At 41.2% G+C, this 12,739-nt stretch carries 14 protein-coding genes and 1 tRNA gene; 5 read left to right on the top strand and 10 right to left on the bottom strand.

Going from position 1 to position 12,739, the window contains the following annotated elements; genetic code table 11:
* Positions 1 to 140: 140 nt before the first annotated feature.
* From DV872_RS24890 to DV872_RS24855, 8 genes are all read right to left on the bottom strand, one after another.
* Positions 141 to 398 (bottom strand): hypothetical protein, encoded by a 258-nt coding sequence (locus tag DV872_RS24890; protein WP_114632680.1) that lies wholly within the window; start codon positions 396 to 398, stop codon positions 141 to 143.
* Positions 395 to 1,249 (bottom strand): BRO family protein, encoded by an 855-nt coding sequence (locus DV872_RS24885; RefSeq protein ID WP_199563540.1) that lies wholly within the window; start codon positions 1,247 to 1,249, stop codon positions 395 to 397. Before DV872_RS24885 ends, DV872_RS24890 begins: the two co-directional genes overlap by 4 nt.
* On the bottom strand, positions 1,239 to 1,424 hold the full coding sequence (locus DV872_RS24880; RefSeq protein WP_114632679.1) for a hypothetical protein: 186 nt from the start codon (positions 1,422 to 1,424) through the stop codon (positions 1,239 to 1,241). Before DV872_RS24880 ends, DV872_RS24885 begins: the two co-directional genes overlap by 11 nt.
* Complete coding sequence (locus DV872_RS24875; RefSeq protein WP_114632678.1) at positions 1,421 to 1,591, bottom strand: helix-turn-helix domain-containing protein; 171 nt, start codon at positions 1,589 to 1,591, stop codon at positions 1,421 to 1,423. The genes DV872_RS24880 and DV872_RS24875 overlap by 4 nt, the downstream gene beginning before the upstream one ends.
* 146 nt (positions 1,592 to 1,737) lie before the next feature.
* Positions 1,738 to 2,631, bottom strand: a complete 894-nt coding sequence (locus tag DV872_RS24870) for a hypothetical protein (protein ID WP_114632677.1) — start codon at positions 2,629 to 2,631, stop codon at positions 1,738 to 1,740.
* An 88-nt stretch (positions 2,632 to 2,719) separates the two neighbouring features.
* A complete protein-coding gene (locus DV872_RS24865) occupies positions 2,720 to 3,346 on the bottom strand; it encodes a hypothetical protein (protein WP_114632676.1) in 627 nt (208 codons plus the stop codon).
* Positions 3,343 to 4,698, bottom strand: coding sequence for a tyrosine-type recombinase/integrase (locus DV872_RS24860; protein ID WP_114632675.1), 1,356 nt, complete (start codon positions 4,696 to 4,698; stop codon positions 3,343 to 3,345). The genes DV872_RS24865 and DV872_RS24860 overlap by 4 nt, the downstream gene beginning before the upstream one ends.
* Positions 4,699 to 4,825: 127 nt before the next feature.
* Positions 4,826 to 4,897, bottom strand: a tRNA-Thr gene (locus DV872_RS24855).
* 128 nt (positions 4,898 to 5,025) lie between these two features.
* On the opposite strand from DV872_RS24855, the gene DV872_RS24850 reads away from it, so the two are divergent.
* Positions 5,026 to 5,394, top strand: a complete 369-nt coding sequence (locus DV872_RS24850; RefSeq protein WP_114632674.1) for a PilZ domain-containing protein — start codon at positions 5,026 to 5,028, stop codon at positions 5,392 to 5,394.
* 51 nt (positions 5,395 to 5,445) lie between these two features.
* On the opposite strand, the gene DV872_RS24845 is transcribed toward DV872_RS24850, so the two are convergent.
* Both DV872_RS24845 and DV872_RS24840 read right to left on the bottom strand, forming a co-directional pair.
* Positions 5,446 to 6,108, bottom strand: a complete 663-nt coding sequence (locus DV872_RS24845) for a Crp/Fnr family transcriptional regulator (RefSeq protein ID WP_114632673.1) — start codon at positions 6,106 to 6,108, stop codon at positions 5,446 to 5,448.
* Complete coding sequence (locus tag DV872_RS24840; protein WP_114632672.1) at positions 6,108 to 7,064, bottom strand: cyclic nucleotide-binding domain-containing protein; 957 nt, start codon at positions 7,062 to 7,064, stop codon at positions 6,108 to 6,110. Before DV872_RS24840 ends, DV872_RS24845 begins: the two co-directional genes overlap by 1 nt.
* Before the next feature lie 185 nt (positions 7,065 to 7,249).
* On the opposite strand from DV872_RS24840, the gene DV872_RS24835 reads away from it, so the two are divergent.
* The 4 genes from DV872_RS24835 to DV872_RS24820 are packed head-to-tail and all read left to right on the top strand — an operon-like array spanning position 7,250 to position 12,569.
* A complete protein-coding gene (locus tag DV872_RS24835) occupies positions 7,250 to 8,083 on the top strand; it encodes a PHP domain-containing protein (RefSeq protein ID WP_114632671.1) in 834 nt (277 codons plus the stop codon).
* A 15-nt stretch (positions 8,084 to 8,098) separates the two neighbouring features.
* On the top strand, positions 8,099 to 9,004 hold the full coding sequence (locus tag DV872_RS24830) for a M23 family metallopeptidase (protein WP_114632670.1): 906 nt from the start codon (positions 8,099 to 8,101) through the stop codon (positions 9,002 to 9,004).
* The gene (locus DV872_RS24825) at positions 9,001 to 9,993 is read left to right on the top strand and encodes a hypothetical protein (protein ID WP_114632669.1); all 993 of its coding nucleotides are present in this window, start codon (positions 9,001 to 9,003) and stop codon (positions 9,991 to 9,993) included. The genes DV872_RS24830 and DV872_RS24825 overlap by 4 nt, the downstream gene beginning before the upstream one ends.
* Positions 9,994 to 10,031: 38 nt before the next feature.
* Positions 10,032 to 12,569, top strand: coding sequence for a penicillin-binding protein 1A (locus tag DV872_RS24820; protein ID WP_114632668.1), 2,538 nt, complete (start codon positions 10,032 to 10,034; stop codon positions 12,567 to 12,569).
* The last annotated feature ends 170 nt before the right edge of the window (positions 12,570 to 12,739 follow it).

Raw genomic sequence — 12,739 nt, 5'->3', positions numbered from 1 at the left:
GAAGAAAATGTATTCAATTGATTGACAATAAACGGACACCCTACAATAATATCTTTGAGGATTTTCCTGGTTCCAGGAGGTGTCCGTTTATTCCCGGTAGGGCTGTCCGTTTTCGCCGGAATCCGCACCTGTACAATTTTTCAATTCATATACATTTTTTGTATTCTTAATTCTTCTTCAAGAGCTATCTGATGATTAGGACAAACACATTCAATGGCCTCTTTACCCAATTTATCAGAAGGCTTCAAAAGGAGTTTTCCATAAGCAACCCCGAATGTATAATGACATCCAACATCACCATCAACATTGGTTCTTGCCCAAATGTGTAGTGCATATTCCTCACTTGTATTCTCAGCTTTAACCTCAAGTTTACCGTCTCTTGTTATACAAACTTTCATTTTTTAACTCCTATAGTGCTTATTAACTCTTCAAATTTATCTACATAATAATGGGGCTGGGTTTCCTTCTGATTTTTTGGATTGATCAGATTCTTTCCAAATAGTGTGTCAATTATTTTCCAGTAATGCTTCTTCTGCCCTCTTGATCCAGTCCGGGATTCTTTTGTTATGATTCCTTCTTTGGCAAGAATGATATTGACCTTAGCTGCATTCATTACAACTCCATAATCTCTTAGAAGATCCGAAAGGCTCTTCGTCTGATTTTCCTCTGAATATTCAGGGAGGAAGCCAGAAGAGATACCTGTAATGTTGCAAGCCTTTTGGAGCATTAATACTTTTGAAGCATCATTTGTTTTTAAGATTCTGGCTGATGCTTCAACTGCATCAAAAATTGTTAGTTGGTGGTGAGTATTATATCCTCCAGTCTTTCTGATCGATGGAAGAACTTCGGATGTTACCCATTTTTTAAATAGCTTTGCTTCTGGTTTTTTTGAGCCTATGATTACGTTGTAAAGACCAGACTCATTTATCAGAATTGACTTCATGTTCATACCCACCAATTTGGTGGTCATGGATTCATCATCATCGAGTCTCTTTGTCATTCTCTGTGTATCAGCATAACCAAGAATATCAGACACATCTTTTGCCACAAACCAGGGATTCCCATTCTCATCCGTGGTTTCCCTTACTGAATTACCATTAAAATCAAATTTTGTTAATTCTTTCATTTTGCCTCCAGCACTTTCTGAAATCTGTAGCTTGATTCCTTTTAGCTCCTTCAAAGCTGTCTGGAATACATCTTTCTCCAATTCAGGCCAAGCAGTAACAGCAATAATTTTATTATTTACCATTGTAGACTCCGTTTTCGGTTGTCATACTTTTATGCTTAGTTCGAACCTGGTAATCTGTGTAAACAATTACTCCATTATGACTTGTAAAAGTTACCCCAGTTTCACCAAAAGGATTCTCATTTAATTGCTCTTGAAGCCATTCGGCAACAGACAATACTTCATGACTTAATTTCATTTTTCATTCTCCGAGGGTAGTATGGAAGATTTTAATATGAAGATTTTCTGACCAAGCCTGATATGGTTTATCTCATCAAGGTGTCTGAGAATATTGTGATAACTGGTATTCAATATTTCCGCCGCTTCTCGTGGACTGCAATATACAGCTTTGTTTTTGTTATTCATTGTTATTTCTCCCTGTGGTTTGTTCCGTGCACTTGCTAAATAGTTACCACAGGAAACACAAGGAGTCAAATAGCATTTACTTACACAATAAAGAGTTAAGGAGGATTTAGGATGTTTTAGGAAGATATGGGAAAGTTTGGGATTTATTAAAAATTATTACTAATTGTCTTTTTTACAAATCTATTTACTTCATTTCCAGGAAAAATATTATTTTCAATTATTGTTCGAGCCCGGGATAATTCTTCGGATGTCATAGTTTTTGCATTCTCTCTTAACATCGTTAAAAAATCACCATGGTTATTGTCATTAAAGATGTACCCTCTTCCTCCTGATATTTCAGAAAGCGTTCCTCTTTTTTTGAGGTTAATTTTTAAATTAGGCCAATCTTTAAATATTGATGATAGAGCATGATCCGGAGCAGACTGTTGATTCTTATACTCCTGATTCATTTCCATGTTGTTTATTTCATCTTTTTGATCCAGAGAAAGAGCTTCTTTCCAGAGGTTTGTATAGGCTGGTAAAACCAAATTTCTAAAATACAATTTATAATCATCAATTGTCATATCTTCTACTTTTGCACTAAAGCCAGAGTAATTCTCATTAAAAATGTGAGGCCCTTCGTCAATCACAGATTTTAACTTTCTATTGATAGGGAGTAACGGTTCTATAAACGTTAATACTAAAATGAAGTCTGCCCAGACCTCTTGAGTTTCTCCCTTCTCATGTTTAGTATCGTTTCCATTAAAAAGATCGTAAGTGCGACTAAAAAATGTATCTTTGGGATTTAATAGATATGAGGTAAATACATTAACAAAATGAGTTATATTATCAATTTTTACAAATAATACATTTCGTTTCTCTGATATAGAGTATTCAGAGTAATGACTTCTTTTCTTATGTATCCAACTATTTCTTTTAAATATGTAAATGGGATTCTCAACATTCTCATACAAACAAGGATCAGAGCAATTGCTAATCATCTCCTTGATAAAAAGTCGTCGTTCTTTTGCAAGTGTGGGTATAATTTGTTTATTTTCCATCAAGTATTCCTAATAAACAGTCTCTTATTTTCTAGAAGACTGGAAATGGCATGAGAGTTATTGTCTTTATTTAATATATACCTATTTATTATATCTTTTCCATTATTGCTCTCTTTATTTTCCGGGCTTCTTTGTCATCTTCAACCCAAAAAATAACAGCTCTCCTGCCTTTAGACGTTTCACGGCGAATCTCATTCAAATTTAAACCTTTAACTTTCCGACCACCTATGGATAAACTTGCTCCTTTTGCGTAAACAGTTTCGGACATTTCTTTAGCGGGATAAACGTTTAACCCAGTTATTTTTCTACGGTCGATATATCCTTTAAGTTCTCTAACAGAAAGAGATTGAAAGCGTTCCCAGAACATGGGATCGTTATCTATAACTGTTTCATCCAGTAACCTGACTTTTGACATATGTTCAGATAATCGTAATCCATTCTCTTTCAGTTGTGGTCTGAATTTCCAGAAGTTCTCACCAATAGCAGCCAGATGTAAAGCTTTTCGATATGACAAGTTTGTGCGTTCAAGGAATATGTATTCTTTGAAGGACCCTGCTACAGAGTAATAAAGGACATCCCGTTTAATCCGACCCAAGGATACAGCAAGGATTGCCAAGCCAAACTTTATATTATCTTCTACGGCTCTCATCCCCTCTTCAATCGACTCAAGGGTAACATTGTCTTTAAAAGCAAAATCTGCGGGAATCTCATTCATTGTGCAGCCTCCTGAGTAAAGGGGATGACCCTTCCAAATACTTCGGCAGTGGCCTGTGCGGCCTTCTGAAAGTCCTGCTCGTTTGCATGGTTGCTGTAATGGTCCAGCATTTCCTGTGTGGCATGTCCTGTCAATTTGGCTGTTCTCTGATCCAGAACGTCTACCATCTTCCGGGCGTAATAATGACGCCAACCATGAAAGGTCAGATTTCTGGCCTTCTGTTCATCATCTTTGATTCCGATGCTTCGTAATGCAGCTTTGAGTCTTTTAAGAAATGTTTCTGTTCCAATGGGGATACCTGGTTTCTCTGAACTATAGAATATAAAGCTTTCCGGCCCTATTTCATTAAACGGGTATGTTTTTGCATGATCCAGTAATAATCTCCTGGTCTCTGGAAGAATTGGGATTTCTCTCTCCTCACCAGTTTTTGTGCTTTTGAGTCCTCCCTCTTCTCGAGCGTATGAATGAGTAACGTGGATTCGATCCTCTTTGATATCTTTTATTTGGAGTGCCATTATTTCTCCGGCTCTCATACCGGTTTGACTGGCAAGAAGATTGCCCAGCTTGGCTCCTTCGTTATTGCTCCAGTTCCCTTCTGAAAAGAGTTTGTCCACCTCTTTATCGGAAAGGATACCTCTCTTTTTCTTTTTACCGGAGAATCGCATTAGCCCAGCACATGGATCATCTTTAATAACCCCCTGTTGCTGACCCCAGGCTGTCGCAATAGTCCCGTATCCTATAATCCTGTTCAGTGATGCTGCAGCCAGTTTTTTACCTGTAGGCTCACCTTTTTTATCAAGGGTACTTTTAGATGAGAGGAAAAGAGAGAATTCCTGCATTTCCAGCCGTGTAAGGTCTACCAGGGCTTTATCATTGAAGTAAGGCTCCCAGTGTATCCGAATATTAGAAAGGGCTTCCTTGCATCTTCTCTGTCCGATTTTTTGACCATGAGATAGCTTATCCTGGACATAGGCGGATTTTTCATAATCCCAGAACTCATTCAGATAATCGAGAAACCTTGTCTTACTCTCTTCAGGAGTCGTGAAAGCTTTTACCAAGCCACGATTCATCAGAATCTTCAGAATCCTGTCAGAATCACCCTGTCTTAGAATGGCTTTTTTGAGGTTCTCAATTCCATTGTTAATGAGTAGTTCATTTCTTGATGTTCCGTTTTGGGTGGTATCAGTGACAGGAATATTGTCATGAAGCCACCTTAATGCCTTGTACTCAGCCTCACTCTTATCTGTCGTGTAAAGACTTTTACCAGAAGAATATAAACCGTTACTGAGTTTATACCGCACATACCAATTCTGACTTCTTTTTCTCTTATAAAGAAAAAACCGGTCGCTCACAATTCTACCTCCTCGTGATGCACATCGGTTATCCCGTGTTACACCATCGTGTTACAGTAGCAATGATTGCGCCGGTGGTCCGGTAGCTCTCAAAACTTAATTTGTTGCTATATAAGCATTTAAACAGAGCCAAAAGTGGGAATTGAACCCACGACCTACGCTTTACGAGAGCGTTGCTCTACCCCTGAGCTATTTTGGCATCTGGAAGATATTATACCCGGGTCACACATAATTTCAATACATTTTGGAAATTCACTATAATATTAAATGTTCAAAAATTGACAGTTTCTCATTTTAATTCGATAATGATTTTATAGGGGAAAAATAATGAGTTCCAACGAGCATAGAAAGTTTTACAGAGCCGACTTTAAAACACATGGTTACATACTGATGGAAGACGGGGAACAGATTCCTTTTGTACTGCAGAATATATCTTTAAAGGGTATTTTAGTTAATCTTGAAGATGAGAGACTGAAAAAAGGCGATGCATATAACCTCAGAATAAAGTTGATGTCTTCTGATATTGAGATTGATACAACATCTGTTCTGGTACATGAAGATGATGGAGAAAAAGGGTTTTTCTTCAGAGAGATTGATCTGGACAGCATGATTCACTTAAGAAGACTTCTTGAATTGAATACGCCCAACGAAGGTGAGATCGAAAAAGAACTTTCATTTTTGAAAGATTATTCCTAAAGATAGAATTAGAAATGAAATAGGATTGTTCCTGTGATTCCTTCCGGATGATCAGGATTCAGTCTTTTCCTGTTTATTCCTGCTTGATGTTACAAAGCGCTTAAAGTCGTTTATATTCTTGACGACGATTCTCTTATCAAAGACTTCCAACCTACGCTGTGATACAAACTGGTCAAGGGTTTTACGGCACTCTTCAGGGCTCATACCTGCCCAATGGGCAATATCGTCAATGGTGGTGTGAAACTCACGTTTTCCTTGATCTTCTTCTTCCTTATCCAGAACAAGTCCTTCTGAAAGCATCAGGAATACATCTGCAACTCTGGCAAGAACATCTTCCAGGGTGAGGATCTGAAATCTTCTTTTCTGGTCATAAATTCTTTTAGCAAAGAGTTTTAAAAGTTTCAGGGCTATCTGAGGATTTCCCTGCATCAATATTTCAAAGTTCTCTCTGTTGAACTCCAGAAGTTTAGTCTCTTCCACGGCAATGATGGTTGCGCTTCTGGGTGCCTCTTCGAGAAGTGCCATCTCTCCGAAGAATTCTCCGGGCTGGAGTATATCAATAGTTTTTTCAATTTCACCGAATATTTTGACGATTTTCACCTTACCCGACTGGATCAGGTAGAAGGAGTCCCCCGGCTCATATTCGCAGAAGATTACCGATCTGGCCTTGAATGTTACAGCGAATCTGTTGAATACGGATAAGTCCAGGGCCATCAGGCACCTCCCATCTGTTCAATGATCAGGGCGGCATCCCTGAATTCGGGACTGCTCTCTTCAAGGAGTGATGAAGATTTTGTTAAAAAGCCGCGGGCCTTAACCTTGTCATCAATCATAAGGTAGGATTTTCCAATGTAGTACAAAGCTTCTCCCATTCTGTCATGAGCGGGATTTCTTTTCAGAATCGCTGTAAAATGTTTAATTGCTTCATTCCCTTTTTTAATTTTATAGAGGCAGATCCCTGCTTCAAACTCGGCAAGGGATTTATGATCCGGAAAAGCCTGTGCCACACGGACAAAGGCTTTCAGGGCTTCAGCCATATTACCGCTATCTCTGATAGCAATAGCTTTTTCAATTGTATATTGGGGTTTTGGAGCTGCCGCAGGAGTGGGACTTTGCTCAGCGTCCTGAACAAATTCTCTCTGGCTCTCAGCATAATCAATTTTACGGCGGACTTCTTCAACAAACTGTCCAGCAGGATAATAGATCAGGTAGCGGTTGAATGCATCAGCCGCCTGATCATGTTTCTTATTTTTGAAGTAATACTCCCCCACAGAATACAGCCCCTTCTCGGCATCCACCTGCTCGTCCACAGACATTAAACTCCGTACCTGTTTATGAATACGCCTGAGCTGATTGGAGAAAACCTTCAGCATCTTCATTATGATACGGCTGTTGGTAGATAGAAGCTGTTCAAAATCATCAACAGAAAATTGAATGACCGTGGAGTCTACGAGGACCACTGCAGTTTCATCATGGGGATATTTTCCGAAGGCGGCTTTAACTCCGAAAAACTCACCGGTCTGAACAAAGTCGTGTATTTCCTGACCTGTCTCAATATCCAGATAATTAAGGGAGACCTTGCCTCTTTGAAGAATAAAAACACTTTCGCCCTTGTCACCTTTAAAGTAGACAATTGAGTTTGCTTTAAATGATATGGCTTTAGGGGGCATTCCGGCTCCTGGATCAAAGTTAGGTTTAATATTAATTCTTAGGGAACAATAGTGTCAATCATTATTATAATCTTTATCTGCAGGTCTCACAATATAAAGTGAGTGAAAAGACTTATTATTATTCCCTTGCTTAAGCTCAGTCTCAGTCCCTTGCATTTAGAGAGCAAAGTTTTTATCCTGAGTTGATGATTGATCTACATACTCACTCCACTGCCTCAGACGGCACATTAACCCCTACAGAACTCATTGAACAGGCGAATAAAATAGGTCTTTCGGCCATTGCTCTGACCGATCATGATACTTTAGACGGTCTGGATGAGGCTGCCTCGGCAGCCGAACGGCTTGGTATTATATTTATTGCGGGGATTGAACTTGAAATTAAACATCATCCCGGAGAGTTTCACCTATTGGGACTGGGCCTTGAAGACTGGCATAATTCCAGTCTCGCACTGTTTCTTGATGAAATAAGGGAACACAGAAATAACCGGAATACCCAGATGGTTGAACTGATCCGTGAAGACGGTATTGATATTAGCCAGGAAGATCTTAATAATGCTGCAGGAGGGAGGATCATCGCCCGCCCCCATTTTGCCAAGGTTCTAGTTGAAAAAAAAGTAGCTAAAAATATAAAACATGCCTTTGACCGTTTTCTGGCTGTAGGACAGAAATTTTATCTTCCCAAAGAGGTGATAGATCTGGAAAAGGGTATCAAACTGATTCATGAAGCCGGGGGTAAGGCTGTTGTTGCCCATCCCCTCTCTCTCTACCTCTCCTGGGGTAAGATGCCGGCCCATTTCCAAATATGGAAAGAGATGGGACTGGATGGAATAGAGGCACGGCACTCAGGAGCCAAAAAAAACCAGATGGCCCGTTTTGAAAAACTGGCGGAAGAGGAAGGATTCCTGGTAACAGGAGGCTCCGACTATCATGGTAAAAACAGGAAAGACAGAGCACTTGGAAAGGGCGGCGGATTTCAGCCTGTCCCTGATGAGCTTTTAACACCTTTTTTAAGAAACTGACTGCATGGGGATTTAATGAGACTCATCCTTCGAAACTCAATATTTCTCATTTTTCTCTTTACGGGTACAGTACTTTTTGCTCAGTATCCTCTGATTCAAACAACAAGAAGCTACAGCGACGATCTTTTTAAACAACAGCAGCAGGAAACCGAATCCTGGTACTACAATGATGCCAGGGGGATAAGTACCCCTCCTCTCTCCATCTACAGATATAAAACCCGGGAAGAAGATTCCCTTATTATGATTGCGGCCAGTTTCAATCTTCCTGTGGATACGGTAGCTACAATTAATGGTATTGAAAACATGACTGAATTCAAGGCGGGAGTAGAACTGATAATCCCTTCGGCTCCGGGACTATATCTTTATAAAGAATCTGATTCCAGCTGGATTACATCACTCAGGCATGACCTGGAAGGGATGGATACCATTAAACTTGTTCTTTTTAAAAATGGTAAAAGAGTCGAGGTGGAATATTATCAGGGTGTGAATCTGCCGGCAGCGTATAAAACCCGCTTTGTGCTGCCTCTTTTTGCCTCCCCTCTGGATAAAAGGACTATAACATCCGTATACGGGTTTAGAAATCACCCGGTTACAGGAAAATGGCAGCTTCATACAGGAACCGATTACAGAGCTGCTTTAAACTCTCCCATCTATTCCTGTGCCGACGGAACAGTTTTCTCTACGGGAGAACTGGAAGATTACGGAAAATTTGTTATAATTAAGCACAGAAACGGTTATAGTAGTCTATATAGTCATCTGGATATGATTCTGGTCAGCAAAAATCAGAAGGTCCTCGAAGGCGATATGATTGCAAAATCAGGCAATACAGGGATCTCCACAGGCCCTCACCTGCATTTTGAAATCAGGCAAAACGGAAGTCCCGTGGATCCTGAAAACCTGCTGCTGAAGGACAGGCAATGAAAGTACTCGGAAAATATCTACTCCTCTTGTTTATGCTTTCGACTGTTGCTCTGTCTGTTTCTGCAGAAAATATCAGAGGTCCAGTTTCCGGCACCCTTATACTTGATGGTCTGAATGAAAACCGATCTGTAACAACAAAGGTTGAGCATCTGACGGGGATTATTATAAAAGATCTCTCCCCTCTTATTCAGGGAATCAAAATCTCTGTCAGGGCCTCCGATGAGATGGTCATCTATAAAAACAGTTTCGCCCTTTATATTTACAAAGATCTTGATAAGGATTTTTCCGAAGAAGAAAATAGTTACAGAGGCAGTCAGGCGTTTATGCGTTTTCTCCCTTTCAGTGATGATCTTAGTGTGCTGATTCCCCTAAGTGATGCACATACCCTATCTCCTGACCGTTCAAGCTTTCTTATGGCTGACAGCAATCAAAGTGAAGATTTCCCGCTTTTGATAAGCATACTTCCAATTACCAAAGGGATACCCGATACAGCATATAACAAAGAGTTGACCATTGATATTTCTCCTGTTTATTTCAAGAAAGGACTTCTGGTTCTCAATATAATGAATGACAGAGCAGAAGAAATAAGTGAAGGGATCCGCATAAGCATTGACGGAAAGAGTTATGACTGGCCCAATGGCCCTTATCTTCTAAATTCAGGACTTCATACACTGACAATCCGTACTGAAGACGGCAGCGAAGAGTCTCTTCCCTTCTCCCTGGACTCGGGTCAGACTCTGAACCTGGATCATGTGCTTCAGTATCAGCTGCCCCTTCTCTCAATTGAGGTAATGGAGGGACTCAGTGTCTATCTGGACCAAAGACTTCTTAATCAATCCGAATTTGAGACTGCTATGGAAATTCAGCCCGGCAGTCATAGCATACGCTTCGAACTTGGTGATTTTAAGATGAGCCGGGATTTTACAGCAGAGATGCAGCAGAGGATCAAGATCACCATGGTTCCGGAGATACTTCTAGAAACACGCTGAGTATTGACAAAGAACCCGGTGCCACGTACTTTTAATACATGATTTTTTCTGGAAAGCGTAAAGTGATTCTTCTGGTTCTTGTTTCATCTCTGGCACTCATATCAATAGGTGTCGGTATCAGTACCGGACTTGTAGTTGCAACTAATTATAATATTCTGAATATGGAGAATTTTGGAGAGGACACCCCTGCGCTGCCCTCCCAGATTCTGGATATAAATGGAAACCTGATAACAGAGTTCTTCTCAGTTGAAAAACGTGAGATAGTCTCCATCCAGGATCTTCCAGAGAGCCTTATCTATGCCCTTATCACAAGGGAGGACGGTAATTTCTTTGACCATAACGGTTTCTCCTTTATGGGAACCATCCGTGCTCTCTACAGGTCTGTATTTTTCAGCAACCTCCAGGGAGGAAGCACACTGACTCAGCAGCTTGCCGGGCATCTGTATGCAGACAGAAGTGATATTTCCGTCACAAGAAAGCTCAAAGAGCTATGGTGGGCCTTTCAGCTGGAACGACAGCTTACCAAGTATGAAATTCTGGAACTTTATATCAACAAGATGCCCTTTGGTCATAATACTCATGGTGTTGAAGCAGCGTCCAAATTCTATTTTGATCACTCTGCAGTGGATAATACTGTAGCTGAATCTGTAATGCTTGTTATTCAGCTTGTGAGCACAAGCGGCCGCTATTCCCCTATACGTTTCCCTGACAGGGCACGAAAAGTGCAATATTCTATCATTCAGCAGATGGTGGAGAATGGTTTTCTGACGCAGCAAGATGCCGATCTAAGCATGGCTGACTACTGGGATAATCGATATGACTGGTCCAGAGACAACAAAACAACAGCCTTCTTTGAACGTGAAGACAGGGCCCCCTGGTTCAGTGAATATATCAGAACACAGCTGGATGAAATGCTTTACGGAAAGCAGGATATCTATACAGACGGTTATATCGTACATACAACGCTTAATCTGGATTATCAGGCCAAGGCCGATGAGCTGACCCTTAAAGGTCTTAATCGATGGAATAAGAAGTATCAGGAAAATATCGGAAACAGAATGGATATTGTGGATGATGTTTATGTTCCTATCATCGATCTTTTGTCCCTGACTATGAATATTGAGGATATCCGTATTGCCGGCTCACAGGAAAAAAAGAGAGCCAAAGAAGATTTTCAGAACATCATAAATCCTACAATGGATATGCTCTCCATGATGTTCGGCATGAATGAAATAAACTATATGAGTCAATTCAGTTATGACGACAACAGACTGAAAAATCAGCAGTCAACGGTTCAGACCGCCATGATAACGCTTGATAATGATACAGGTTATATTCTGGCCATGGTCGGTGGCAGTGAGTTTAACAGAGCCAACCAGTTCAACAGAGCCGTCGATGGTGAGTTGATGCCCGGTTCATCATTTAAACCTCTGTATTACTCTGCGGCTATATCCTCCAGGAAATTCACTCCCGCCACGAGAATTGTTGATGCTCCCAGAGTATTTATCAACCCTGACGGCTCCTTCTATACACCCTTGAACTACAAGGGTGAATGGGAAGGCAGTGTTCTACTCCGTGATGCTCTGGCCAACTCCATGAATGTTCCTGCCATCACCGTACTTGAAGGTATCGGTTTTGAAATGGCCATCAGCCGGTCAGCCAGACTCCTTGGTTATACAGATCCTGTAGAGATAGGTAAACGCTTCCCACGGGTTTTTCCCCTTGGACTGGGAGTTATTACCGTGAGTCCCTTAAGGATGGCTCAGGCCTACGCTACATTCGCTAATCAGGGCCGTGCGGTTCAGCCTCTGGCCATCCGTTATGTAGAAGACCGAGATGGAAATATAATTTTAAATCCTGAGAGAGATCTCAGAAACGAACAGAAGAAAGAAGATCTTCAGATAATGTCTACCGAAGAGGCCTACATCATGACGCAGCTGCTTCATGAAACCACACTGACCGGTACTCTGGCCCATCTACCCCGTTATGTGAAGGGCTTTGACAGAATGCCCATGGCCGGAAAGACAGGAACGACACAGAACTGGGCTGATGCCTGGACTACGGGCTTCTCACCCCACTTCACCACTGTTATGTGGGCTGGATTCGATCAGGGAGGAAGTACCCTTGGAGTCAACCAGACCGGTGCTACCGCAACAGCCTGGATATGGGGTGAATATATGGCCTATATCAACAGTCAGATGCCCATCGAGAATTTCCCCAAACCCAGTCACGGCATAGTGGAGATGGAAGTTTGCAACCTCTCGGGTATGATTCCCACAGATGGCTGTAACAACGGTACAAGAATGGAAATATTCCTCAAGGGGACCGAACCTACCAGGTACTGTCCTATACATGCCTTTGAAGAGAAGAGAAATGATGACCTGGCTCAGAAATATCTGAATGATTTCTCTTCATCAATGATATCCGCCCCCGGTGTCGGTCTTCTTGAAGATCCCTATGCCGATTCAGGTTCCGGATACGATGAGATTGATGACGGTATGATTGACTTCCTGCTGAATGATCCCTTCTCAGGAGACAGCGGCAGCGGAGATGAAAATACCTACCTCCTGGACTGATGGCAGATGGTTTAATCTATAGCTATACAAAAATCACTAGTTTAATTAAGTAGGGTGAAAAGAGACCTTTTCTCAAAGAGTCTCTTTTCATCCCTCTTACAGAACCGTACGTACGGACCTCGTATACGGCTCCTGTTCAAAATATCCCGAAATAGGGACGACTAGACCAG

Origin of the sequence: Oceanispirochaeta sp. M1 (genome assembly GCF_003346715.1) — a bacterium.
Lineage (GTDB): Bacteria > Spirochaetota > Spirochaetia > DSM-2461 > DSM-2461 > Oceanispirochaeta.
Note: the sequence above shows the minus strand (reverse complement) of the source record. Positions and strands in the feature narration are given on the sequence as shown.

What these genes read in the sequence shown, in the direction of transcription:
- DV872_RS24835 (WP_114632671.1), top strand. Translation starts at nt 7,250, where the DNA reads ATGATTGATCTACATACTCACTCCACTGCCTCAGACGGCACATTAACC.
- DV872_RS24885 (WP_199563540.1), bottom strand. Translation starts at nt 1,249, where the DNA reads ATGGTAAATAATAAAATTATTGCTGTTACTGCTTGGCCTGAATTGGAG.
- DV872_RS24890 (WP_114632680.1), bottom strand. Translation starts at nt 398, where the DNA reads ATGAAAGTTTGTATAACAAGAGACGGTAAACTTGAGGTTAAAGCTGAG.
- DV872_RS24845 (WP_114632673.1), bottom strand. Translation starts at nt 6,108, where the DNA reads ATGGCCCTGGACTTATCCGTATTCAACAGATTCGCTGTAACATTCAAG.
- DV872_RS24820 (WP_114632668.1), top strand. Translation starts at nt 10,032, where the DNA reads ATGATTTTTTCTGGAAAGCGTAAAGTGATTCTTCTGGTTCTTGTTTCA.
- DV872_RS24850 (WP_114632674.1), top strand. Translation starts at nt 5,026, where the DNA reads ATGAGTTCCAACGAGCATAGAAAGTTTTACAGAGCCGACTTTAAAACA.
- DV872_RS24840 (WP_114632672.1), bottom strand. Translation starts at nt 7,064, where the DNA reads ATGCCCCCTAAAGCCATATCATTTAAAGCAAACTCAATTGTCTACTTT.
- DV872_RS24825 (WP_114632669.1), top strand. Translation starts at nt 9,001, where the DNA reads ATGAAAGTACTCGGAAAATATCTACTCCTCTTGTTTATGCTTTCGACT.
- DV872_RS24830 (WP_114632670.1), top strand. Translation starts at nt 8,099, where the DNA reads ATGAGACTCATCCTTCGAAACTCAATATTTCTCATTTTTCTCTTTACG.
- DV872_RS24870 (WP_114632677.1), bottom strand. Translation starts at nt 2,631, where the DNA reads ATGGAAAATAAACAAATTATACCCACACTTGCAAAAGAACGACGACTT.
- DV872_RS24880 (WP_114632679.1), bottom strand. Translation starts at nt 1,424, where the DNA reads ATGAAATTAAGTCATGAAGTATTGTCTGTTGCCGAATGGCTTCAAGAG.
- DV872_RS24865 (WP_114632676.1), bottom strand. Translation starts at nt 3,346, where the DNA reads ATGAATGAGATTCCCGCAGATTTTGCTTTTAAAGACAATGTTACCCTT.
- DV872_RS24875 (WP_114632678.1), bottom strand. Translation starts at nt 1,591, where the DNA reads ATGAATAACAAAAACAAAGCTGTATATTGCAGTCCACGAGAAGCGGCG.